General features: G+C 65.0%; 24 protein-coding genes and 1 rRNA gene. 15 read left to right on the top strand and 10 right to left on the bottom strand.

All coding sequences use genetic code 11. The annotated features are described in order from the left end of the window. A 16S ribosomal RNA gene (locus FBX97_RS23200) occupies positions 1–80 on the bottom strand; the annotation flags it as partial. Between the two features lie 463 nt (positions 81–543). On the opposite strand from FBX97_RS23200, the gene FBX97_RS23195 reads away from it, so the two are divergent. From FBX97_RS23195 to FBX97_RS23145, 11 genes are all read left to right on the top strand, one after another. Next, positions 544–2,046 carry a B12-binding domain-containing radical SAM protein gene (locus tag FBX97_RS23195; RefSeq protein ID WP_141837029.1) on the top strand — a complete coding sequence of 501 codons (1,503 nt, stop codon included), beginning with the start codon at positions 544–546 and terminating at the stop codon, positions 2,044–2,046. A 55-nt stretch (positions 2,047–2,101) separates the two neighbouring features. Next, positions 2,102–3,238 carry an ABC transporter permease gene (locus tag FBX97_RS23190; RefSeq protein WP_141837027.1) on the top strand — a complete coding sequence of 379 codons (1,137 nt, stop codon included), beginning with the start codon at positions 2,102–2,104 and terminating at the stop codon, positions 3,236–3,238. Then, a complete protein-coding gene (locus tag FBX97_RS23185) occupies positions 3,238–4,092 on the top strand; it encodes an ABC transporter ATP-binding protein (RefSeq protein ID WP_141837025.1) in 855 nt (284 codons plus the stop codon). The genes FBX97_RS23190 and FBX97_RS23185 overlap by 1 nt, the downstream gene beginning before the upstream one ends. A 1-nt stretch (position 4,093) precedes the next feature. Then, positions 4,094–5,041, top strand: a complete 948-nt coding sequence (locus FBX97_RS23180) for an MlaD family protein (protein ID WP_141837023.1) — start codon at positions 4,094–4,096, stop codon at positions 5,039–5,041. Positions 5,042–5,043: 2 nt separating this feature from the next. Next, positions 5,044–5,688, top strand: coding sequence for an ABC-type transport auxiliary lipoprotein family protein (locus FBX97_RS23175; protein WP_141837021.1), 645 nt, complete (start codon positions 5,044–5,046; stop codon positions 5,686–5,688). Next, positions 5,685–6,812, top strand: a complete 1,128-nt coding sequence (locus FBX97_RS23170; protein ID WP_141837019.1) for a VanZ family protein — start codon at positions 5,685–5,687, stop codon at positions 6,810–6,812. The genes FBX97_RS23175 and FBX97_RS23170 overlap by 4 nt, the downstream gene beginning before the upstream one ends. 47 nt (positions 6,813–6,859) lie before the next feature. Next, on the top strand, positions 6,860–7,189 hold the full coding sequence (locus FBX97_RS23165; RefSeq protein WP_141837017.1) for a ferredoxin: 330 nt from the start codon (positions 6,860–6,862) through the stop codon (positions 7,187–7,189). A 16-nt stretch (positions 7,190–7,205) separates the two neighbouring features. Further along, positions 7,206–7,835, top strand: a complete 630-nt coding sequence (locus FBX97_RS23160; protein WP_141837015.1) for an alpha/beta hydrolase — start codon at positions 7,206–7,208, stop codon at positions 7,833–7,835. Between the two features lie 111 nt (positions 7,836–7,946). Beyond that, positions 7,947–9,095: a D-alanyl-D-alanine carboxypeptidase family protein gene (locus FBX97_RS23155; RefSeq protein WP_141837013.1), complete on the top strand. Its 1,149-nt coding sequence runs from the start codon at positions 7,947–7,949 to the stop codon at positions 9,093–9,095. 184 nt (positions 9,096–9,279) lie between these two features. Continuing rightward, positions 9,280–10,206, top strand: a complete 927-nt coding sequence (locus FBX97_RS23150; protein WP_141837011.1) for an aldo/keto reductase family oxidoreductase — start codon at positions 9,280–9,282, stop codon at positions 10,204–10,206. 10 nt (positions 10,207–10,216) lie between these two features. Then, positions 10,217–10,525: a metal-sensitive transcriptional regulator gene (locus FBX97_RS23145; protein WP_141837009.1), complete on the top strand. Its 309-nt coding sequence runs from the start codon at positions 10,217–10,219 to the stop codon at positions 10,523–10,525. Between the two features lies 1 nt (position 10,526). On the opposite strand, the gene pssA is transcribed toward FBX97_RS23145, so the two are convergent. Beyond that, on the bottom strand, positions 10,527–11,318 hold the full coding sequence (gene pssA / locus FBX97_RS23140) for a CDP-diacylglycerol--serine O-phosphatidyltransferase (protein ID WP_185748700.1): 792 nt from the start codon (positions 11,316–11,318) through the stop codon (positions 10,527–10,529). 154 nt (positions 11,319–11,472) lie between these two features. On the opposite strand from pssA, the gene FBX97_RS23135 reads away from it, so the two are divergent. Both FBX97_RS23135 and FBX97_RS23130 read left to right on the top strand, forming a co-directional pair. Then, a complete protein-coding gene (locus tag FBX97_RS23135; RefSeq protein ID WP_141837007.1) occupies positions 11,473–12,441 on the top strand; it encodes a CAP domain-containing protein in 969 nt (322 codons plus the stop codon). A 1-nt stretch (position 12,442) separates the two neighbouring features. Beyond that, positions 12,443–13,063 carry an Hpt domain-containing protein gene (locus tag FBX97_RS23130; RefSeq protein WP_141837006.1) on the top strand — a complete coding sequence of 207 codons (621 nt, stop codon included), beginning with the start codon at positions 12,443–12,445 and terminating at the stop codon, positions 13,061–13,063. Between the two features lie 3 nt (positions 13,064–13,066). Here FBX97_RS23130 and FBX97_RS23125 read toward each other — a convergent pair whose 3' ends face one another. From FBX97_RS23125 to FBX97_RS23115, 3 genes are all read right to left on the bottom strand, one after another. Beyond that, complete coding sequence (locus tag FBX97_RS23125; protein WP_141837004.1) at positions 13,067–13,255, bottom strand: hypothetical protein; 189 nt, start codon at positions 13,253–13,255, stop codon at positions 13,067–13,069. Positions 13,256–13,623: 368 nt separating this feature from the next. Further along, positions 13,624–14,202 (bottom strand): DUF1439 domain-containing protein, encoded by a 579-nt coding sequence (locus FBX97_RS23120; protein ID WP_141837003.1) that lies wholly within the window; start codon positions 14,200–14,202, stop codon positions 13,624–13,626. Positions 14,203–14,257: 55 nt separating this feature from the next. Further along, positions 14,258–15,013 carry an SDR family NAD(P)-dependent oxidoreductase gene (locus tag FBX97_RS23115; RefSeq protein ID WP_141837000.1) on the bottom strand — a complete coding sequence of 252 codons (756 nt, stop codon included), beginning with the start codon at positions 15,011–15,013 and terminating at the stop codon, positions 14,258–14,260. 107 nt (positions 15,014–15,120) lie between these two features. Between FBX97_RS23115 and FBX97_RS23110 the strand changes: the two genes are divergently transcribed. Continuing rightward, a complete protein-coding gene (locus FBX97_RS23110; RefSeq protein WP_141836998.1) occupies positions 15,121–16,044 on the top strand; it encodes a LysR family transcriptional regulator in 924 nt (307 codons plus the stop codon). Between the two features lie 15 nt (positions 16,045–16,059). On the opposite strand, the gene mnmE is transcribed toward FBX97_RS23110, so the two are convergent. The 5 genes from mnmE to rpmH all read right to left on the bottom strand — a co-directional run bounded on the left by mnmE (position 16,060) and on the right by rpmH (position 20,075). Further along, on the bottom strand, positions 16,060–17,439 hold the full coding sequence (gene mnmE, locus FBX97_RS23105; protein ID WP_141836996.1) for a tRNA uridine-5-carboxymethylaminomethyl(34) synthesis GTPase MnmE: 1,380 nt from the start codon (positions 17,437–17,439) through the stop codon (positions 16,060–16,062). Positions 17,440–17,506: 67 nt separating this feature from the next. Beyond that, complete coding sequence (gene yidC / locus FBX97_RS23100) at positions 17,507–19,150, bottom strand: membrane protein insertase YidC (RefSeq protein ID WP_141836994.1); 1,644 nt, start codon at positions 19,148–19,150, stop codon at positions 17,507–17,509. Positions 19,151–19,161: 11 nt separating this feature from the next. Beyond that, positions 19,162–19,431, bottom strand: a complete 270-nt coding sequence (gene yidD / locus FBX97_RS23095; protein ID WP_141836992.1) for a membrane protein insertion efficiency factor YidD — start codon at positions 19,429–19,431, stop codon at positions 19,162–19,164. After that, the gene (rnpA, locus tag FBX97_RS23090) at positions 19,428–19,904 is read right to left on the bottom strand and encodes a ribonuclease P protein component (RefSeq protein ID WP_141836990.1); all 477 of its coding nucleotides are present in this window, start codon (positions 19,902–19,904) and stop codon (positions 19,428–19,430) included. The genes yidD and rnpA overlap by 4 nt, the downstream gene beginning before the upstream one ends. Before the next feature lie 36 nt (positions 19,905–19,940). After that, positions 19,941–20,075, bottom strand: a complete 135-nt coding sequence (rpmH, locus tag FBX97_RS23085) for a 50S ribosomal protein L34 (protein WP_040378179.1) — start codon at positions 20,073–20,075, stop codon at positions 19,941–19,943. A 366-nt stretch (positions 20,076–20,441) separates the two neighbouring features. On the opposite strand from rpmH, the gene dnaA reads away from it, so the two are divergent. Further along, positions 20,442–21,857 (top strand): chromosomal replication initiator protein DnaA, encoded by a 1,416-nt coding sequence (gene dnaA / locus FBX97_RS23080; protein WP_141836988.1) that lies wholly within the window; start codon positions 20,442–20,444, stop codon positions 21,855–21,857. Positions 21,858–21,899: the final 42 nt, after the last annotated feature.

Here is a 21,899-nt window from a genome sequence, read left to right as displayed (position 1 = left end):
GCCCCGCGCTGCCGTTCGACTTGCATGTGTAAAGCATGCCGCCAGCGTTCAATCTGAGCCAGGATCAAACTCTTCAGTTTAATCTCTGTTTGTTGACTCTTTCGAGTCACCGGTATTGCTACCGGGTCGCTCACTCAAAATACTGACCGTTACTCATTGCTGAGCAACGTTATACTTTTTGTGAACATTTGATAATTTAAGTAATCAGCTGAACTAGTCAGCTGGCACCTTCATCAAACGCCCACACTTATCGACTGTTAATTTTTAAAGAACTTATTCGGTACTGCCTTGCCACTAGCGACAAATCGTTTTGTTTGTCAGCAGCAGAGAAGCGAGAGTATGCAGTGTTCAGCTTAATTCGTCAACTTCTTTTTTGCCTCGTGGCTTTTAGACACGATCCTCATTGCAAGCAGCTTCGATGGTGCAAGAAGCCGTCGTTTGCGACGAGGGAAAGCATGATAGCAAAGCCGGGAGAACGCTGCAAGAGCCCTCACCCGCGCGTACAATGCCCGCTTTGCTTTTGCCGACGCCATCAAGCCCGCCATGACGATCCTGCTCTCCACTCTCAACGCACGCTATGCCCACGCTTCGCTCGGCCTGCGCTACCTGCTCGCCAATATGGGTGCGCTGCAGGAACAGACGTCACTGATGGAATTCGTGATCGGTGCGAAGACCACTGAAGTGGTGGAACGCCTGCTTAACAAAAAGCCGCGTATCGTCGGTTTCGGTGTCTATATATGGAATGTGGAGGAGACCGCCAGGGTGGTTGCCATGCTCAAGCGCGTGGCACCCGAGGTGACGGTGGTCCTGGGCGGCCCCGAGGTCTCGTACGAGACCGGCGACCAGGAGATCGTGCGCCTGGCCGACTACGTCGTCACCGGCTGGGGCGACATCACCTTCCCCAAGTTGTGCGGCGAGATCATCAACGGTCCGAAACCGCTGATGAAAGTCCACGCCGGCGTCCAGCCGCCCATGGCCGACATCGCCCTGCCCTACTCTCTATATAGTAACGAGGACATCGCGCACCGCACGATCTACGTGGAAGCCTCGCGCGGCTGCCCGTTCAAGTGCGAATTCTGCCTGTCTTCGCTGGACAAGACGGCCTGGCCGTTCGGCCTGGAGAGCTTCCTGGCCGAGATGGAAAGCCTCTACCAGCGTGGCGCACGTCTGTTCAAGTTCGTCGACCGCACCTTCAACCTGAACGTCAAGACCAGCCTGAAGATCATGCAGTTCTTCCTCGACAAGCTGGCGGCCCACCCCGACGATCCGGTCTATGCCCACTTCGAGCTGGTCCCCGACCACCTGCCCGATGCGTTGAAGAGCACCATCGCCCAGTTCCCGCCGGGCGCCCTGCAGTTCGAGATCGGCATCCAGAGCTTCAATCCGGAGGTGCAGGCCCTGGTGAGCCGGCGCCAGGACAATGCCAAGGCGGCCGACAACATCCGCTGGCTGACCGAGCACTCGCACGCCCACCTGCACGTCGACCTGATTGCCGGCCTGCCGGGCGAAGATGTCGACAGTTTTGCCGCCGGCTTCGACAAGCTGGTCGCGCTGAACCCGCACGAGATCCAGTTCGGCATCCTCAAGCGCCTGCGCGGCACGCCGATCATCCGCCATACCGTGCCTTACAAGATGGTGTTCGATCCCTATCCGCCCTACACCGTGCTGGCGACCGACCGCATCGACTTCGGCACCATGCAGCGCCTGGTGCGCTTTGCCCGCTACTGGGACCTGGTGGCGAACTCGGGCCGCTTTGCGCACACGGTCAAGGCCATCCTTGGTGACGCTCCCTTCGCCAACTTCATGGCCTTCGCGGACTGGATCTACACCCGGACCGACGCTACCCACCGCATCGCCCTCGAGCGCCTGGCGAAGCTGGTACAGGAATGGCTGCAATTGAAAGGCATGACCCAGCCTGACGCGGCCGCCCTGCTGGCCAGCGACTATGCCGGCAATGTCGACAAGGCCGCAGACAAAGCTGACAACAAGGACAAGCAAAAGCCGGCCGCGGCCCCCGAGCGCCAGGTCCGCCACCTCGCAGCCTGAGCACGCTAGCGCCACCCCGGTGGCAGCCATCCCGAATCTCTTTTACACTGCCGCAATGCGGATTGAAAATGCGCCAACATTAACCATCGAACATCCAGAGTCCACCAAGGAGCAATCCGTGGTGGCGCGCGGCGTATGGCAGGTGCACGCGCTGAGCGATCGCGGCGCCCTCAAGGGCATCAACAAGATGCTCGGCACACTCAAGGACCAGCCGCAACTGGTGTGGGACCTGTCCGGGATCAGCAGCCTTGACCACATCGGCGCCCAGATGTTCTGGACCGCCTGGGGCAAGCGCCGGCCCAACCGCCTGACCCTCGATCCGCGCCAAGAGGAACTGTTCGCGCGCCTCGAGGACGCCAGCCACCTCAGCTACCCGCGTACCCGCTCCAGTCCCCTGGGCTGGATCATCGCCCTGGGCGCCAGCGTGCTGTCGCTGTTCGAACACCTGAAAAGCGTGATCCTGCTGATCGGCCAAGTGGTGCAGGACCTGTTCCGCTTCATCCGCCATCCGGTCACCGGCCCCTGGCGCGAGATCTCGGCCAATATCTACCATTCCGGCTTCCAGGCGCTCGGCATCACCGCGCTGGTCGGCTTCCTGATCGGGATCGTGCTCTCCTACCTGTCGGCGCAGCAGCTGCGCATGTTCGGCGGCGATATCTTCCTGGTCAACATCCTCGGCATGGCCGTCATCCGCGAACTCGGTCCGCTGCTGGCCGCGATCCTGGTGGCGGGCCGATCCGGCTCCTCGATCACCGCCCAGCTGGGCGTGATGCGGGTGACCGAGGAACTCGATGCGATGCTGGTGATGGGCATCTCGCACGGCTACCGCCTGATCATGCCGAAGATCCTGGCCCTGGCCGTGGCGATGCCGCTGCTGGTGGTCTGGACCGATGCCATGGCCCTGCTGGGCGGCATGCTGGCGGCCAAGTTCGAGCTGGGTTTGTCGCTGCGCTACTTCGTGCAGAAGCTGCCTTCCGCCGTGCCGATCGTGAACTACGGGATCGGTCTCGGCAAGGGCGTGGTGTTCGGCACCCTGATCGCGCTGGTGTCCTGCCACTTCGGCCTGCGCATCAAGCCGAACACCGAAAGCCTGGGACGCGGCACCACCACCGCGGTCGTCACCGCGATCACCGTCGTCATCATGGCCAACGCCGTGTTCGCGATCGTCTTCTCCAGCGTGGGGTTCAGCTGATGGACAAGGTCAAGCAACGTCCGCCGCAACGATTGAACGCCCGGCCCGACGAAGACGTCGGCCCGCCGGTGGTCCAGATCCGCAACCTGTGGACGCGCTTCGGCCGCACCGTGGTGCACCAGGACCTCAACCTGGATATTTACGCAGGGGAGATCCTGTCCATCGTCGGCGGGTCCGGCACCGGCAAGACCGTGCTGCTGCGCCAGATGCTGGGCCTGGAACGTCCCAGCAGCGGCACCGTCAAGGTGTTCGGCGAGGACGTCAGCAGCGCCAGCCCGGCACAGCTGCAGCGCATGCGCAACCACTGGGGCATGCTGTTCCAGCAGGGCGCGCTGTATTCGGCGCTGACGGTGTTCGACAACATCGCCCTGCCGCTGCGCGAACTGAAATCGCTGCCCGAAGCCGTGATCCGCGACGCGGTCCTGCTCAAGATGGACATGGTGGGGCTCGGCGCGGGCGACATCAACAAGATGCCGGCCGACCTGTCCGGCGGCATGATCAAGCGCGCCGCCCTGGCGCGCGCGCTGGCGCTCGAGCCGCAGCTGCTGTTCCTCGACGAGCCGACGGCCGGCCTCGACCCCGACCTGTCCGACACCTTCGTCGAACTGATCCAGACCTTGCACAGCGAGCTGAAACTGACCGTGGTGATGGTGACCCACGACCTCGACAGCCTGTTCGCGCTGTCGTCGCGCATCGCGGTGCTGGCCGAGAAGCACGTGCTCGCGGTCGGCCCGGCCTGCGACGTGCTGCGGGTCCAGCATCCCTTCATCAAACAATTTTTCCTCGGCCCCCGCGGCCAGCGGGCGCTGGAAGTGCTCGAAGAACGCTATGCGCGAAAGGATACGGAAGACTGACATGGAAAACAGATCGTACGCCCTGATGACCGGCTTCTTCACGGTGGCCCTGCTGGTGGCCGCCATCCTGGTCGGCCTGTGGCTGAACCGCGACCGCACCGAAGTCCACCCCTACGAGATCGTCACCACCCAGACCATCCCCGGCCTGAACCCGCAGGCGACGGTGCGCTACCGCGGCCTCGAGGTCGGGCGCGTCGACGAGATCATTTTCGACCCGCGCGTGACCGGCCAGATCCTGATCAAGCTGTCGATCGAGGAAGGCGCGCCGGTCACCACCACCACCTTCGCGTCGCTCGGCTACCAGGGCGTGACCGGCATCGCCTTCATCCAGCTCGACGACGACCGCACCGGCTCGCCGTTACTGGCGAGCGACCCGCAGCACGTGCAGCGCATACCGCTGCGCGCCGGCCTGCTCGACCAGCTGGAAAAGCGCGGCCTGGCGATCCTGGAAAAGACCGAACGCATCACCGATGGCCTGAACAACATCCTCAGCACCGAGAACCAGGACAAGCTGACCGGTGCCATCGACCACATCAGCAAGGCAGCCGAAGCCTACGGCGAGATCCCGAAGCAGCTGCAGCCGGCCCTGGCGCGCCTGCCCGCCATCACCAACAAGCTCGACCAGACCATGGGCTCGGTGAACGACCTGGCCGCCAACGCCAACCGCACCGTGCAGAACTACGACCGCCTGGCCACCGGCCTGCAGGCGCCGGGCGGCCCGGTCGAACGCGCCAGCGCCGCCATCGAGTCGCTCGGCGGCGTGACGGCCGACCTCGAGCTGCACACGCTGCCGCACGTGGTCGAGATGACCGACGAAGCCAAGACCTCGCTGCGCGCCGTGCGCCGCACCGTGACCAACCTCGGCGACCGCCCGCAGAGCATCCTGTTCGGCGCCCCGACCGCCACACCCGGCCCCGGCGAGCCCGGCTTCGTGCCCCCGACCAAATGAAGATGAGGCAACCCGTGACCCTGCATCCGACTCCACGCAAGACCAATAACAAGCTGGCCGCCTGCGCCCTCGCCTTCGTGCTGTCCCTGTCCGGCTGCGCCTCGAACAAGGGCCAGCCGACCACCCAGTTCGATTTCGGCCCGGCCACCCCGAACACGCAGACGGCGCAGTCCACTCTGGGCGCACTGGTCGTCACCGACGTCACCGGCTCCAGCGCGCTGGACAGCGAGCGCATGTTCTACCGCCTGAGCTACGCCGACGCGCTGCAGGCGCGTACCTACGCCAACAGCCGCTGGACCGCGAATCCGCTGCAGATGATGACCCAGCGCCTGAAAACCCGCATGGGCCAGGCCGGCGCCAAGGTGCTGTCCGAGTCCGACGCGTCGCTGGGCGTGCCGATCCTGCGCGTCGACGTCGACGACTTCGTCCACGACTTTTCGAGCGCCACCCAGAGCCAGGGCGTGGTGGCGGTGCGCGCCTCGCTGTTCCAGGGCCATACCCTGGTCGACCAGAAGAGTTTCATCCGCACCACCCCGGCCACGACGCTGGACGCCGCCGGCGGCGCCCGCGCGCTGGCCGCCAGCACCGACGCCATCGCAGCCGACATCACCGGCTGGCTCGGCACGCTGAACCTGCAACGCCGATGACCGCGACGGAAGACGACGCCGGGCCGCGCGCCTCTCCGGTGGCGCGTGCGGCCCTGCTGGCCTACCTGCTGCTGATCGTCTACGCCAGCTGGTTCCCGTTCTCGGGATGGCGCAGCAGCGGGCTGTCGCCGTTCGCCTTCCTGAACCTGCAGCCGCAGCGCTACTGGACCGGCTTCGACGTCATGGTCAACATCGTCGGCTACATGCCGCTCGGCGTGCTGTTCATGCTGTCCATGTATCCGGCGGTGCGCGGCATCTGGGCGGTGCTGCTGACCGGCGTCGCCGGCCTGCTGGTGTCGGGCACCATGGAAACCGTGCAGAACTACCTGCCCAGCCGCGTGCCCTCGAACCTCGACCTGCTGACCAATGCCGGCGGCTGCCTGGCAGGCGCCTTCGTCGGCGCCTATTTCGCTTCCATGCTGCTCGACGAGAGCCGCCTGTACCGGCTACGGCGGCGCTGGTTCTCGCCCTACGCCAGCCAGGGCCTGGTGCTGGTGGCGCTGTGGCCGCTGGCCCAGGTCTACCCGCAGGGTTATTTGTTCGGCAACGGCCAGGTGCTGCCGCTGCTGTCGGAATGGCTGTCCGACTGGCTCGACACCGACATCGACCTGGTGACCCTGCTGCGCGGCGATTCCATCATGTCGGTCGAGCAGTACTGGCTGTCCGAGACCATCATCACCGCCTGCGGCATGACTGGCGCGGCACTGACCCTGATGTGCCTGACCCGGCGCGGCGCCCCGCGCATGCTGCTGATCCTGGCGCTGCTGGCGGCCGGCGTGGTCGTCAAGACGCTGGCCAGCTCGCTGTTCTTCGCGCCCGACAATGCCTTCCTCTGGCTGACGCCGGGCGCCGAGGGCGGCTTCCTGATCGGCCTGATCATGCTGGCCGGCCTCGCCTTTGCGCCGCAGGTGGCGCAGCGCCGCCTGGCGGTGGTAACGCTGGTGCTGTCGCTGATCGTGGTGAACACGATCCCCGCCAACCCGTATTTCGTCTCGACGATCCAGGCCTGGCAGCAGGGTAAATTCCTGAACTTTAATGGCGCCGCCCAGTTCCTGGGCATGGCATGGCCGATTTTCGCGCTCTGGTTCCTGCTGCTGCCTTCGCATCGCCTGAACCGTCAGTGAGTTGCGCGTATCATATGACCGATACCAGCAATCGAATGGATACTCCCATGGACACCAACGACAAACCTTTCTACGAACATCACGTGTTCTTCTGCATGAATGAACGCGAAGGCAAGGATTGCCGCGACAGCTGCGGCAAGCACGGCGCCCTGGAAGCGCAGAAGCACGCCAAGTCGCGCATCAAGGCACTCGGCCTGAGCGCCCCCGGCAAGGTGCGCATCAACAAGGGCGGCTGCATGGACCGTTGCGAGGAAGGCCCGGTCATCGTGGTCTACCCGCAGGGTACCTGGTACACCTACGTCGACAATTCGGACATCGACGAGATCATCGACCGCCACATCGTCAAGGGCGAGGTCGTCGAGCGCCTCAAGATCTGACGCGAGCCGGCAGAACATGAACAAGAATTCGCACAAGTTTTACCTGACCGGCCACGCCGGCAAGATGGAATGCCTGCTGGACGAGCCGGAAGGGCAGCCGCGCGGCATCGCCCTGGTGGCGCACCCGCACCCGCTGTACGGCGGCACCATGGACAACAAGGTGGCGCAGACGCTGGCACGCACCTTCGTCGGCCTCGGCTACGCGACGGCGCGCTTCAACTTCCGCGGCGTCGGCGAGTCCGAGGGCACGTATGACGACGGCCGCGGCGAGGTCGACGACATGGAAGTCATGCTCGAGCACATGCTGAAGGAATACCCGGGCCTGCCGTTCACCTTGAGCGGCTTCTCGTTCGGCACCTTCGTCCAGGCCCAGCTGCAGCAGCGCCTGGAAGCGCAAGGCCGCCCGGCCGAGCGCCTGGTGCTGGTCGGGACCGCGGCCGGCAAGTGGCCGATGCCGCCGGTCCCGCCCGACACCATTCTGATCCACGGCGAACTTGACGATACGATCACGCTCACCCAGGTGTTCGACTGGGCGCGCCCGCTCGACATCCCCGTCACCGTGATCCCGGGCGCCGACCACTTCTTCCATCGCAAGCTGGTTCACATTAAAAATCTCGTCGCACAAATGTGGCGCCGTGACATTTGAGCCGATCACTGGCCTATAATTAAGCGTCTTATTCTCAGGCAATGTCTTTCGGAAACTCCCGGTAAAGACATTGCCCGCTTTGCCATTCACTGATCTTCTCGTTTGCTCCCCATGAAAAAGTTAATCGCGGCCCTGGCCGCCAGCGCCCTCCTGATGTCCGCCGCCCATGCACAGCAAGTGCCGGCCCCGCAAATCGCCGCCCGCTCGTGGACGCTGCTGGATGCCACCAGCGGCCAGATCATCGCGTCGCAGGATGCGGACATGCGCATCGAACCGGCCTCGCTGACCAAGGTCATGACCGCCTACGTCGTGTTCGGCGCGATCCGCGACAAGAAGATCACGCTGGACCAGATGGTCAACGTTTCGGTGCGCGCCTGGAAAGTCGACGGCAGCAGCTCGAAGATGTTCATCGACCCGGCCACCCCGGTCAAGATCAACGACCTGCTGTACGGCCTGATGGTCCAGTCGGGCAACGACGCGGCGGTGGCGCTGGCCGAGGCGGTCGCCGGCGACGAAGCCACCTTCGTGCATCTGATGAACGAGCAGGCGCAGCGCATGGGCATGAAGAACACCCGCTTCGCCAACCCGCACGGCCTGCCCAGCCCGGACAACTTCTCGACCGCGCGCGACCTGTCGATCCTGGCCTCGCACGTGATCAAGGACTTCCCCGAGTTCTACAAGATCGACTCGGTCAAGGAATTCACCTATAACAAGATCAAGCAGCAGAACCGCAACCGCCTGCTGTGGATCGACCCGACCGTGGACGGCATGAAGACCGGCCACACCGAAGCCTCGGGCTTCTCGATGATCGCCTCGGCCCATCGCCCAAACGGCCCGTCCGGCGAGCGCCGCCTGATCTCGGTGCTGTCCGGCGCCACCTCGGACGGCCTGCGCACCGCCGAGAGCCAGAAGCTGCTGAACTGGGGCTTCCAGAACTTCGACACCGTCAAGCTGTACTCGAAGGGCCAGGCCATCCAGACGCCGGAAATCTGGAAGGGTTCGCAATCGAAGGTGAAGATCGGCTTCCTCAACGACGTGCTGGTGACCGTGCCGAAGGGCGTGGCGCAGAAGATGAAGCCGGTCCTCGAGCGCAAGGACCCGCTGGTCGCGCCGCTGGCACGCAACAGCCGCGTCGGCACGCTGAAGATGGTGGTCGACGGCAAGCCGCTGCTGGCGCTGCCGGTGGTGTCGCTGGAAGAAGTGCCGGAAGCGAGCATCTTTGGCAAGACCTGGGATTCGATGCGGCTCTGGATGAAGTAATCCTTCCCGCCAGCTTCAAACAATAGTCGTTCCCGCGCAGGCGGGAACCCAAGTTCTGCATGCGCCATCGAGATGCGTCCAACTTGGGTTCTCGCCTCCGCGGGAACGACGTTTTTATGGCAACTAAAATTGCCGGGGTTGCTTTAGCTATAATGAAGCCAATCCCAACCTCGGAAAAACCACAATGACCCACGCCCTCCCCCGCGACCTGTCCTGCCCGCGCATCGCCACCCGTCCGGGCGGCCTCGAACTGTCCCGCGTCGTCACCGGCATGTGGCGCATGGTGGAGTGGAACATGACGGTGGAGCAGCGCGTCGCCTTCATCGAGCAGTGCCTGGCGCTGGGCGTGACCTCGTTCGACCATGCCGACATCTACGGCAACTACGGCGTCGAGAGCCTGTTCGGCGAAGCGCTGCGCGCCCAGCCTTCGCTGCGCGCGCGCATGCAGCTGGTCAGCAAGTGCGGCATCAAGCTGCTGTCGAATAAACGCCCGCAGCACGGCATCCAGCACTACGACACCACGGCCGCCCACATCATCGGGTCCGCCGAGGAATCGCTGCGCCAGCTGCACACCGACCGCCTCGACCTGCTGCTGATCCACCGTCCGGACCCGCTGATGGACTTCGACGAGATCGCCGACGCCTTCACGCGCCTGAAACAGGCCGGCAAGGTGCTGCACTTCGGCGTGTCGAACTTCAGCCGCCACCAGTTCGAGGTGCTGAACCGCCGCATCGAGCTGGCCACCAACCAGGTCGAATTCTCGCCGCTGCACGTGGCGCCGATGTTCGACGAGACCTTCGACGGCCTGCAGGACCTCGGCGTCGCGCCGATGATCTGGTCGCCGCTGGGCGGCGGCCGCCTGTTCACCGCCAACGACGCCAACGCGGAAAACCTGCGCCTGGTGATCAAGGACATCGCCGACCGCCTGCACCAGCCCTTCGCCAGCGTGGTCTTCGCCTGGATCATGCAGCTGCCATCGCGGCCGATCCCGCTGACCGGGTCCGGCCGCATCGAGGCGATCAAGGTCGCGGTGGCCGGCGCCGGCTTCCAGCTGGCGCGCCAGGACTGGTTCGCGATCCTGCGCGCGGCGCGCGGCCACGAAGTGGCGTGACGGCACCGCCATGGCCGAGCCGCTGAAGATCGTCGAGGGACGCGCCCTGAGCGCGCAGCAGAAAAAGGATCTGCTCAACCGCCTGGCGCGCGTGGAAGGCCAGCTGCGCGGCATCCAGAAGCTGGTGGCGCTGGCCGACGCGCCCTCCGACTGCGACGCCGTGGCCCAGCAGATGGCGGCGGCGCGCAAGGCGCTGGACCGCTCGTTCGTGCAGCTGCTGACGGCCAGTATCGTGACCCACACCGGGAATGCCGCCGACGTCGACGAGGCAAAACAAAGCGCCGCCCATCTGGCGGCGCTGTTCGACAAATTCGCCTGATTCAGGCCGGCTCGTCGTCGTACACGCGCGGCGGCGCGATGCCGGTCCAGCCGCCCTTCCAGGCGATGTTCAGCAGCAGCGTCGCGCTGATATAAAACACGAAGAACAGCGCAAAGAAGCGCGTCTGCAGCAGCGCCAGCAGCAGCACGCATACCCCGAGTCCGATGAACACCGCCTTCGACTTCGGCTGCTTGGAACTCGGGAAGCGGACCGTCGATACCATCAGCGTGCCCACCGCCACCATCAGCACCATCACCATGAAGGCCTGGAACATCGTGTACGCCGGATCCGGCCAGGCCACCACCACCGACGCCACGCAGGCGGCACCGGCCGTGATCGGCATGCCGACGAAGTAGCGCGGATCGGTCTTGCCGACCATGACGTTGAAGCGCGCCAGGCGCAGCGCGCCGCAGGCGACGAACACGAAGCAGGCCAGGCCGCCCATGCGCACCAGGGTCGGATGGGCGGCGCTCATCTGCGCGAAGCCGTAGCAGTACAGCAGCAGCCCGGGCGCGCAGCCGAAATTCATCACGTCGGCGATCGAATCGAGCTGCACGCCGAAGTTGGACTGGGTGTTGGTGGCGCGCGCCACGAAACCGTCGAGGGCATCGAACACGCCGGCCAGCACCAGCAGGATGGCGGCCAGGCGGTAATCGCCGGGATCCCCGACCGGGGCGTTGTCGACGGAGATGACGATGCTGCCGAAGCCGCAGGCGATCGACAGCAGGGTCACGAAACTGGGAAGGGCGAACTTGGCGCGCGCAAGGCGGCGCTGGGAACTTGGTTTCAACATGTGCTCGATAAGGCAGGGCAATGGCTCATTTTACATGGGCTGGCACCACACCCGCATTTTCGGTCCAGCCCTGCCGCTGAGCGTCACCGATCCGCGATTTCGCCTAGAATGATGGCTCTTTCGCCCGCTAGGCCGAACCTTAGGAGTTTACAAGATGAGTACCCTGCGTCATGCAAAAAGCGTCATTGCCACCTGTATCGCCGCCTGGGCGCTGGTGGCGTGCGGCTGGCAGGATCCCGTCGCCGACAGCGGCAGCGGCAGCGGCAATGGCGGCTCCACCGGGTTCTCGGGCCAGGATGGCTCGGCGCCGACGCTGACCAAGAACATCGCCGTCGACGGCCGCGCCTGGCTCAACTACCGGCGCAGCCAGATCGGGCTGTCGACGCTGGCACAAGACACCACCGTCGACCGCGTGGCGCAAGGCCACTCCGATTACCAGCGCCTCAACAATACCGTCACCCACGACCAGGTGCGCGGCCAGCCGGGCTTCACGGGCGTGACGCTGGAAGACCGCTTCAAGGCGGCCGGCTACAATTTCGGCAACACCAATGCCATCGGCGAAGTGATTGCGGCCACCTCGAACCAGACCGGCTTTTTCATGGCCGAGCAGCTGATCACGGCCATTTACCACCGCTTCGTGATCTTCGAACCGGTGTTCCAGCAGGTCGGCACCGGCGCTGCCACCGGCGCCGCCGGCTATGCGTATTTCACCGCCGACTTCGTGACCAACAATGGCTATGGCACCGGCTTGCCCGCCACCACGCTGGCCAGCTGGCCCTTCGATGGCCAGACCGGCGTGCCGATCGATTTCCTCAGCGATTCCGAGGAACCGGATCCGGTCCCCGACGTCAACCAGGTCGGCTATCCGATCAGCGTCCACACCAACCTGACGCGCAAGCTCACGGTCCAGAGCTTCACGGTGCGGCCGCGCAGCGGTGGCGCCAACCTGCAGACCCGGCTGCTGACCAAGGACGTCGACCCGGTCAACACGACCAGCCAGTCGGTAGCCGCGATCATTCCGCTGGGGCCGCTGACCGCGAACACCCGCTACGACGTCACCTTCAGCGGCACGATCGACGACGTCGCGGTCAGCAAGACCTGGTCGTTCACGACGGCCCCATAAGGTGGCTCCCGAAGACGATCCCCATGCCCCGGCGGTGAACCACGCCGGCGGCATCGCGCGTCTGATGGGAGATAACGCGCTGTTCGCGCGCGTGCTGGCGCGTTTCCGCAACGAGTACCGCCAGACCGCGGCCGGCATCCGCACCGCGCTCGGCAACGGCGACGGTCCGCAGGCGCTGCGCCTGGTCCATACGCTGAAAGGGGCGGCCGGGATGATCGAGGCGGTACCGCTCAGGCACGCGGCGCAGGCGCTGGAACAGGTGCTGCGGCAGCCGGACGGCGGCGGCGATGCGTGGCAGCGCCTGGCGCGGCTGGAACAGGCGCTGGATCGTGTGCTGCTCGAACTCGATGCCGCCGCGGCCGTGGCGCCGCCCGCGCAGGAACAGGCACGCGCGGGCCTCGCGCAAGGTGCAAAACAAGGACGGAAACGAGCGCGCAGCGACACCGTACGGCGACTGGCCACGCTGCTCGACGACGGCAACGGCGAAGCCGTCGACCTGGTGCGCGAAGCCGCAGGCACGCTGGCGGCGCAACTCGGAGAACAACGCTACCGCCGGCTCGCGGACACGATCGAAGCCTTCGACTTCGACGGCGCGCTGGCAATGCTGGCGGAGTGGACCTGACGGTCAGCGGGTATATTCCGCTTCCTCGTCGAAGGCATCGGCGCATGGCTTGCCGCAGAAACGGCGCACGCTGTCGAGCGGTTTTTCGCAATACCAGCACGAGCCTTTCGGCGGCAGGCTTTGCCGGGTAGGCACTGAAACCGCCAACTTGTCCGCGTTCAGCGACGCGGCAACGAGCGGCTCGACCGCCATGCTCTTGTCGGGAAAACTGTCTTGTACTGTTTCCAAGATTACCCCCTTACCGGCAACACCTCAGTAACGCTGAGATTACTTCAGTGGAACACCATGTGCATGAGAAAGCGCAAGCGCCGCTTGTGCATTGCGTGCTGCCGGGCCTTCGAGACCTTTTCAGTGTGCGCCGATTACGATAGCTGTGCAACGGCATGTGGGCCGAAGTTTACAGATACAACAGTCGCGCCACGCTCTCGTAGGGAGCGGGCCAGGCGGCGCCCATCCATGCGATTGCGGTAAATAATAGCAGTATTGACAAGGCCCGCGCCGGGCTGTTCAATCGTGCGCACAGCGTCTCTTATTTGCTACGCCGGCGCCGGAAAAGTGCGCTAGCGGGCAGGTTCGAGGGTCACCACCAGCGCGCCCGGCGCCGTCTCGAGGCGGGTCGGCACGAACTGCATGCCGGCATAGCGCAGGTCCTCGGGGTGGAAGGAATATACCGCCATGTCGCGCACCATCTGGTTCAGCAGCAGGTCGGCGGCCTGGCGCAGGTCGCGCGCGCGGCCGGCGTCGATGCCGTCGATGTCGAAGCGGTCGACCCGGACGTCGGTCAGGAATACGGCATTCCGGGGCGCATCCAGCACCAGCCGTCCGGACAGGCCGACGGTGCCGCGCCAGGACTGGCGCAGGAAGGGTGGCGCCACCGAGGCGTCGAGCGTGAGGCCGACGCGCTCGCTCTGCGACAGGATCGCCAGTTGCGGATGGGTGAGCTGCACGTCGAACAGGTCGAGCATGCGGTTGCGCAGCGGGAAGCGGCGTTCCAGCCCGGCCTGCAGGCGCGCCTGGCTCAGCTCGACGCGGCGCGGTCCGACGATGCCGGCGCAGGAAGCCAGCAGGCCGGTTGCCGCCAGCGCCAGCGCGCCTGCGCAGAAACGCCGCCGCGCGATGTGCGGTTCCACCTTGTCCATGCTGCCCTCCCCTGTCTGCTCATGTTCGGCCAGGCAGAGGGTAGCACATCCATTCTCAGAGCATCATGCCGCCCGAGGCTTCCACGCGCTGGCCGGTGATCCAGCCGCTGCCCTCCGCCAGCAGGGCCGCCGCCGCGCCGCCGATATCGTCCGGCAGGCCGGCGCGGCCGAGCGCGGTCATGCCGGCCACCATGCGGTTGAGCGCCGGATCGTCGCGCACGCGGCCACCGCTGAAATCGGTCTCGATGGCGCCCGGCGCCAGCACGTTGACGGTGATGCGGCGCTCGGCCAGTTCGCGCGCCTGGTAGCGCGTCAGCACTTCCACCGCGCCCTTGGCGGCGCCGTACACCCCGGATCCCGGCAGGCTGACGCGCGCCAGCCCGCTGGAAATGTTCAGGATGCGGCCGCCCTCGTTCAGCAGCGGCACCAGCGCCTGCGTCAGGAACACCACGGACTTCACGTGGACGGCAATGATGTCGTCGAACTGCTGTTCCGTGACTTCCATCAGCGGCACGTGCAGGCTGGTGCCGGCGTTGTTGACCAGGATGTCGAAGCGCTCGCGCCCCCAGCCGTCCAGCAGCGTGCGCACCGCGTCGGTGAAGGCGGCAAAGGCGCGGCTGTCGGCCACGTCGAGCCGCAGCGCGGCGGCGCGGCAACCAAGCGCCTCGATCTCGGCCACGGCTGCGCGCGCGGCTGCCTCGTTGCTTTGCCAGGTGATGATGATATCGGTGCCGGCGCGCGCCAGGTGCAGCGCGATGTTGCGGCCCAGGCCGCGGCTGCCGCCGGTGATGACTGCGATGCGTTTGTTCATGTCGGGACTCCTTATGGGTGAGGCGTCCAGTATATTTTTCGCGCTTTTGCCAATAAACTAGCCAATCCTGCATAGACTTTACAGAATCCGCGAAGAATCGGCGACCGATGAACGAACTCGACAACATCCAGGTCTTCCTGAAAGTCGCGGAGCTCGACAGCTTCAGCGGCGCCGCCCGCCAGCTCGGCCTGCCGAATGCGACGGTATCCAGCGCCGTGCGCCAGCTCGAGGCCGGCCTGGGCACGCGCCTGCTGCAGCGGACCACGCGCCGCGTGCAGCTGACCCAGGAAGGCGCAGCCTTCTATGCGCGCAGCCGCGAACTGGTGGCCGACTTCGACGCCCTGCGCTCGATGTTCCGCGGCGGCGCCGACGTGCTCAGCGGCCGCCTGCGGATCGACATGTCGGTGGCGATGGCGGCGCGCATCGTGCTGCCGCACCTTGGCGAATTCATGGCGCGCCATCCGCGCCTGCTGATCGACCTCGGCACCGCCGACCGCCGCGTCGACGTGATCCGCGAGGGTTACGATTGCGTGCTGCGCGCCGGCACCCTGCAGGATTCCTCGCTGGTGGCGCGCCCGCTCGGCAGCTACCGCCTGCTGAACTGCGCCAGCCCCGGCTACCTGCGCGCATACGGCACGCCGCGCACGCTGGACGACCTGGCGCACCATCGCGTGATCCACTACGACGCGCAGCTGGGCGGCAGTGCGCCGGCCTGGGAATGGTTCGATGAAGCGGCCGGACAGTCGCGCAGCGCGCCGGTCGGCGCCGCCCTGACCGTCAACGGTACGGTGGCCTACGAAGCGGCCTGCCTGGCCGGCCTGGGCCTGGTCCAGGCGCCGGAAGCCGGCCTGCGCGAACGCCTGCGCGACGGTTCGCTGGTGGAAGTGCTGCCGGATTACCGGCCGGCGCCGATGCCGCTAGCCTTTGTCTATCCGTCGCGGCGCCACGTGCCGGCGCGCACGCTGGCGTTCATGGATTGGGCGCAGGCGCTGCTGGCGCCCTGGCTCGAGGGACCGCACCGGGACATCTGAGCTGCGGCGGCAGGCTTATTTACCGATACAGAACCGGCTGAAGATCACTCCCAGCAAGTCATCCGGCGTGAACTGCCCGGTAATGCTGGACAGCTGGTCCTGCGCCAGCCGCAGCTCTTCCGCAAACAAATCCAGCGACTGGTCGTCCTGGGCCGCATGCAGGCCCGCCATCTGCAGGTGCTCGCGCGCCGCCCGCAACGCGACCAGGTGGCGCTCGCGCGCCAGGTACAGCGACTCGCCGGTCTGCTGCCAGCCGGCGATGCGCAGCAGTTCCGCGCGCAGCAGGTCGATGCCGGTCTTCTCGTGCGCCGACAGGTAGATGTGGGTCGCATCGGCACTCTGGTCGCGCGACGGCTGGTGCCCGGACAGATCGATCTTGTTCCAGATGCGCACCACTGGCACGTTCGGCGGGAACGCGGCGACGATCTCTTCGTCGGCCTTGGCCGGGCCATGATTGGCGTCGAGCAGGTGCAGGATCACGTCGGCCTTGCCGACCTCGCCCCAGGTACGCTCGATACCGATGCGTTCGACCACGTCGATGCCCTCGTCGATGGCGCGGATGCCGGCGGTGTCGACGATGTTCAGCGGGATACCCTCGACCTGGATGGTCTCGGTGACTTTATCGCGCGTGGTGCCGGCGATCGGGGTGACGATCGCCACGTCGGCACCGGCCAGCGCGTTCAGCAGCGAGGATTTGCCGACGTTCGGCTGGCCGACCAGCACCACGTTCAAGCCTTCGCGCAGCAGCGCGCCCTGGGCCGCCTGGCGGAACACCGCTTCCAGCGACGCGACGATACCCTTCAGCTGGCCGCGCGCGTTCGATTTTTCCAGGAAGTCGATCTCCTCTTCGGGAAAGTCGAGCGTGGCTTCGACCAGCATGCGCAGGTTGATGGTCTGGTCGACCAGCTGGTGCACGACTTTCGAAAAGGCGCCGGACAGCGACTGCGTGGCCGACTTCGCCGCTGCTTCGGTGGAGGCGTCGATCAGGTCGGCCACGGCTTCGGCCTGGGCGAGGTCGAGCTTGTCGTTCAGGAAGGCGCGGCGCGTGAATTCGCCCGGCTCGGCCAGGCGCAGGCCCAGCCCGGCGCCGGCTTCCAGCACGCGTGCCAGCAGCATGCGCAGCACCACCGGGCCGCCGTGGCCCTGCAATTCGAGCACGTCTTCGCCTGTGTAGGAGTGCGGACCCTTGAAGTACAGCGCCAGGCCTTCGTCGATAGTGGCGCCGGCGGCATCCTTGAACGGCAGATAGGTGGCGTGGCGCGACGCCAGCGTCACGCCGGGAAACAGGACGTCGATCAGGGGCGCCAGCGCCTTGCCGGAGGCGCGCACGACGCCGATGCCGCCGCGGCCGGGAGCGGTGGCGATGGCGGCGATGGGGGAAGTGTCTAATTTCATGGGGGGATTGTAGTGGAATAAAAAAAGCCCGTGCAAGCACGGGCCTTTTCCATCAATACGAACCAGCCTACTTCGCCGGCGCGTACTTCTTGGTGATCACATACTGCTGCGCCATCGAGATCAGGTTGTTGGCCACCCAGTACAGCACCAGGCCGGCCGGGAAGAACAGGAAGATCACGGAGAAGGCGATCGGCATGAACATCATCATCTTGGCCTGCATCGGATCGGCCGGCTGCGGGTTCAGCTTCTGGGTCACGAACATCGAGATCGCGTACAGGATCGGCAGGATGAACAGCGGATCCTTCATGGTCAGGTCAGGGACCCAGCCCCACGAGGCGCCGCGCATCTCGACCGCGGCCTGCAGCACCCAATACAGCGCCAGGAACACCGGCATCTGCACCAGGATCGGCAGGCAGCCGCCCAGCGGGTTGATCTTCTCGGACTTGTACAGCTCCATGGTGGCCTGCTGCATCTTGACCGGATCGTCCTTGAAGCGCTCGCGGATCGCCTGCATCTTCGGCGTCACCGTCTTCATCTTGGCCATGCTGCGGTAGCCGGCCGCCGACAGCGGGAAGAACAGCAGCTTGATCAGGATGGTGAAGGCGATGATGGTCCAGCCCCAGTTGCCGATCATCGAATGCAGCCAGTTCATGGTGGCGAAGATCGGCTTGGCGATGATCGCGGCCCAGGCGTAGTCGCGCACCAGGTCCAGGCCCGGGGTCACGGCTTCCAGCAGCTTCTCTTCCTGCGGACCCGAGTACAGGCGGCTCTCGTTCGACACGGTCTGGCCCGGCTGCAGGGTACCCAGCGGCAGGTTGGTGCGGATCGCGAACAGGTTGTTGCCCAGGCTCTTGGTTTCGATGTCGCGCTGCAGCTTCTCCGGCGGCACGAAGGCCGAGACGAAGAAGTGCTGCGAGATCGCGATCCAGCCGTCGGTGGCGGTCTTCGAATGCTCGGCGCTGCCCTTGGCGATCTTGTCGAAGGTCAGCTTCTGGTACTTGTCCTGCGAGGTGTACAGGGTCGGGCCGGTGTAGCTGCTGTTGAAGAAGGTGTCGCCTTCCGGCTTGCTGCCGTCATGCATCAGCTGCAGGTAGAGCACCGGGTTCACCGCGGCGGCGCCGACGTTGGCGACGTCGTGGCGCACGCCGATCACGTAGTCGCCGCGCTTGAAGGTGAAGGTCTTGGTCAGGCGCACGCCGCCCTGCTCCGCTTCCAGCACCAGTTGCACCTGGCCGTTGGCGTCGACGGTCGGACCCGAACGCACGGTGAACGGGGTGCTGTGGCTCGGCATCGGACCGGCCGGGCTGTTGCCGGTCAGGCCGGTCTGGCCCAGGTAGGTGCGGCCGTTGGCGCTGTCGACGTGGAACAGCAGCTGGTTCTTGCTCTGATCGACCTTGTCGCGGTACTTCAGCAGCTCCAGGCGCTGGATCACGCCGCCGGCGGTGTTGATGTCGACCTTGAACAGGTCGGTCGTGACGGTGACGATGCGGGTGGCGATCGGTGCCGCGGCCGGGGCGCCCGGGACGGCCGCCGTGGTGGCGGTGTTCGGCTGGACGCTGTTGCCCTGGGCGGCCGGTGCGGTCGCGACCTTGGCCGGCGGCGCGTTCGACAGCAGCGATTGCTTGCCGTTGGCGACCATCCAATCGTTCCACAGGACGAACAACGAGACCGCGAACACGATCCACAAAATGGTACGTTTATTGAATTCCATTGAGGTCTTAGTCAGGAGTGCTTGCAGCCGCAAGCGGTTGGTGATGAAGGTGCGTGTTGACCAGTACCGGCGGGCGGCACCGGGTCGACGCCGCCGTCGTTCCACGGATGGCAGCGGCCCAGCCGGCGCACGGCCAGCCAGCTGCCGCGGAGGGTACCGTGGACTTGCAGCGCTTCGACTGCGTAATGGGAACAGCTCGGATAGAAACGGCAGTTCTGTCCGAGCATCGGAGACACCAGTAACTGGTAACCGCGCAACAGCCAGACGAGCAGCCGGTTCATGATGGCCTCGGCCCCGACCCCGGGGGCGTAGCTGCAGCTGCCGGTTCGGCAGCTGCAGCGGTGGCATTCCCTGTATTCGACGGCGGCGCAGGCTTGCGCGTGCGCGGCGCCTGCGACGCAAACAGCTTCGCCAGTTCGGCGTGCAGCAGCGTCTTCAGGGCCGTGTTGGTGGCCGGACCGGTCTTGGTATTCACCGGACGCGCCAGGCGCACGATGCAATCGATACCGGGTAGCGGCGTGGTACGGAACAGTTCGCGCGTGACGCGCTTGATCGTGTTGCGCGTGACCGCGCGCGGGGCGAAACGTTTGGCCGCGACGACGCCCAGCCGCGCATGAGGCAGGGCATTCGGTCGGGTGTAGAGCACGAAATGCGCGGTTTTTTGTGCCGGGCGCAAACGAAAAACGGATGAAAACTCATCCGTTTTTACGATACGCCGAACGCGCGCGAAGTCGTGCGAACCTTCGCCTGTCATGGCTGACCGCAGCGCGATTCGAAAGGCAGGCTTGGCTTAGACAGCCAGGCGCTTGCGGCCCTTGGCGCGGCGCGCGTTCAGGACTTGACGGCCACCACGGGTAGCCATGCGTGCGCGGAAGCCGTGCGTGCGCTTGCGACGAACGACGGAAGGTTGGTAAGTACGTTTCATGGTGGTCTCGCTTAAAGCAAATTAAAATGCAAAATCGGGCTGAGCCCTCATAGGTCAGCATTGCGCCAATGACATTTCGCAGTTGTTAAGCCAGCGTCACGCCACAGCAAAGCTAGTTCGCCTGTGTGCCGAGTGTCAGGTTGACAATGCGTACGGGCGGGGAACCCTGAATTAGACAGCATTTGCCTGTCCACTGTCAAGGCAACTGTTGCGTTGCAACGGCGGCAACCCGATCTGCTTGCCGTACGCAAACGGTTGCTTTTACGGCCAGACCTGTTGAGATTCAGTGGAAAAATCCTGGATCGCCTGTGGATAACTTCCGAGAAGACAGGTAAAATAGAGTGTTACGCTTAACTTAGTCGATGTATGGAAAACTTTTGGCAGACCTGTTCCTCGCAGTTGGAACTCGAGCTGACACCGCAGCAATACACCGCGTGGATCAAACCGCTCGTCGCCCTCGATTATGAGGATGGCAAGCTGCGTGTCGCCGCACCCAACCGTTTCAAGCTCGACTGGGTCAAGACACAGTTTGCAAACCGCATCACGGAACTGGCTTCCCAATACTGGGAACGGCCGGTCGACGTGCTGTTCGTGCTCGATCCGAAGAACAGCGCGCCGAAGAAGGTGGCCACGTCCGCCCCTGCCGCGCCGTCGAGCAACGGCAGCGGCGCCATTGGCGTGAATGCCGCGGCCGACCGCACCGTGCCGGAAATGCCGGTGATTACGCCGGACAACGTCATCGCCAACAATCCGCGCCGCGAGCAGAGCCGCGTCAACCCGGACCTGACGTTCGAGAACTTCGTGACCGGTAAGGCCAACCAGCTGGCGCGCGCCGCCGCGATCCAGGTCGCGAATAACCCCGGCATCTCGTACAACCCGCTGTTCTTCTACGGCGGCGTCGGCCTCGGTAAGACCCACCTGATCCACGCGATCGGCAACCAGGTGATGGCCGACCAGCCGGGCGCGCGCATCCGCTACATCCACGCCGAACAGTACGTGCGCGACGTGGTGACCGCTTACCAGCGCAAGGGTTTCGACGATTTCAAGCATTACTACCACTCGCTGGACATGCTGCTGATCGACGATATCCAGTTCTTCGGCGGCAAAAGCCGCACGCAGGAAGAGTTTTTCTATGCGTTCGAAGCGCTGATCGCGGCCAAGAAACAGATCATCATCACCTCGGATACCTATCCGAAAGAGATTACGGGCATGGACGACCGCCTGATCTCGCGCTTCGATTCCGGCCTGACGGTCGCGATCGAACCGCCGGAACTGGAAATGCGGGTGGCGATCCTGATGAAGAAGGCGGAATCCGAAGGCGTGGTCCTGAACGACGACGTCGCCTTCTTCGTGGCGAAACACCTGCGCTCGAACGTGCGCGAGCTGGAAGGCGCGCTGCGCAAGATCCTGGCCTACTCGCGCTTCCACGGCAAGGACATCACCATCGACGTGGTGAAGGAAGCCTTGAAGGACTTGCTGTCGGTGCAGAACCGCCAGATTTCCGTGGAAAACATCCAGAAGACGGTGGCCGATTTCTTCAATATCAAGGTGGCGGACATGTACTCGAAGCGCCGTCCGGCCAACATCGCCCGCCCGCGCCAGATTGCGATGTACCTGGCGAAGGAGCTCACCCAGAAGAGTTTGCCGGAAATCGGCGAACTGTTCGGCGGCCGCGACCACACCACCGTGCTGCACGCGGTGCGCAAGATCGCCCAGGACCGCCAGAAGAACGCCGAATGCAACCACGAATTGCACGTGCTGGAACAGACGCTGAAAGGCTGATAACGGAGCGGGGACCCTACCCTGCCCACATGGGAAACTGAA

This window comes from Herbaspirillum sp. SJZ107 (assembly GCF_006715485.1).
Taxonomy (GTDB): domain Bacteria; phylum Pseudomonadota; class Gammaproteobacteria; order Burkholderiales; family Burkholderiaceae_D; genus Telluria.
Note: the sequence above shows the minus strand (reverse complement) of the source record. Positions and strands in the feature narration are given on the sequence as shown.

Coding starts and splice junctions, on each gene's coding strand:
- FBX97_RS23175 (WP_141837021.1), top strand. CDS start 5,044: ATGAGGCAACCCGTGACCCTGCATCCGACTCCACGCAAGACCAATAAC.
- FBX97_RS23195 (WP_141837029.1), top strand. CDS start 544: ATGACGATCCTGCTCTCCACTCTCAACGCACGCTATGCCCACGCTTCG.
- FBX97_RS23165 (WP_141837017.1), top strand. CDS start 6,860: ATGGACACCAACGACAAACCTTTCTACGAACATCACGTGTTCTTCTGC.
- pssA (WP_185748700.1), bottom strand. CDS start 11,318: ATGTTGAAACCAAGTTCCCAGCGCCGCCTTGCGCGCGCCAAGTTCGCC.
- FBX97_RS23115 (WP_141837000.1), bottom strand. CDS start 15,013: ATGAACAAACGCATCGCAGTCATCACCGGCGGCAGCCGCGGCCTGGGC.
- FBX97_RS23145 (WP_141837009.1), top strand. CDS start 10,217: ATGGCCGAGCCGCTGAAGATCGTCGAGGGACGCGCCCTGAGCGCGCAG.
- rnpA (WP_141836990.1), bottom strand. CDS start 19,904: ATGACAGGCGAAGGTTCGCACGACTTCGCGCGCGTTCGGCGTATCGTA.
- yidC (WP_141836994.1), bottom strand. CDS start 19,150: ATGGAATTCAATAAACGTACCATTTTGTGGATCGTGTTCGCGGTCTCG.
- rpmH (WP_040378179.1), bottom strand. CDS start 20,075: ATGAAACGTACTTACCAACCTTCCGTCGTTCGTCGCAAGCGCACGCAC.
- FBX97_RS23160 (WP_141837015.1), top strand. CDS start 7,206: ATGAACAAGAATTCGCACAAGTTTTACCTGACCGGCCACGCCGGCAAG.
- FBX97_RS23185 (WP_141837025.1), top strand. CDS start 3,238: ATGGACAAGGTCAAGCAACGTCCGCCGCAACGATTGAACGCCCGGCCC.
- dnaA (WP_141836988.1), top strand. CDS start 20,442: ATGGAAAACTTTTGGCAGACCTGTTCCTCGCAGTTGGAACTCGAGCTG.
- FBX97_RS23155 (WP_141837013.1), top strand. CDS start 7,947: ATGAAAAAGTTAATCGCGGCCCTGGCCGCCAGCGCCCTCCTGATGTCC.
- FBX97_RS23170 (WP_141837019.1), top strand. CDS start 5,685: ATGACCGCGACGGAAGACGACGCCGGGCCGCGCGCCTCTCCGGTGGCG.
- FBX97_RS23110 (WP_141836998.1), top strand. CDS start 15,121: ATGAACGAACTCGACAACATCCAGGTCTTCCTGAAAGTCGCGGAGCTC.
- FBX97_RS23125 (WP_141837004.1), bottom strand. CDS start 13,255: ATGGCGGTCGAGCCGCTCGTTGCCGCGTCGCTGAACGCGGACAAGTTG.
- FBX97_RS23120 (WP_141837003.1), bottom strand. CDS start 14,202: ATGGACAAGGTGGAACCGCACATCGCGCGGCGGCGTTTCTGCGCAGGC.
- mnmE (WP_141836996.1), bottom strand. CDS start 17,439: ATGAAATTAGACACTTCCCCCATCGCCGCCATCGCCACCGCTCCCGGC.
- yidD (WP_141836992.1), bottom strand. CDS start 19,431: ATGAACCGGCTGCTCGTCTGGCTGTTGCGCGGTTACCAGTTACTGGTG.
- FBX97_RS23135 (WP_141837007.1), top strand. CDS start 11,473: ATGAGTACCCTGCGTCATGCAAAAAGCGTCATTGCCACCTGTATCGCC.
- FBX97_RS23150 (WP_141837011.1), top strand. CDS start 9,280: ATGACCCACGCCCTCCCCCGCGACCTGTCCTGCCCGCGCATCGCCACC.
- FBX97_RS23190 (WP_141837027.1), top strand. CDS start 2,102: ATGCGGATTGAAAATGCGCCAACATTAACCATCGAACATCCAGAGTCC.
- FBX97_RS23180 (WP_141837023.1), top strand. CDS start 4,094: ATGGAAAACAGATCGTACGCCCTGATGACCGGCTTCTTCACGGTGGCC.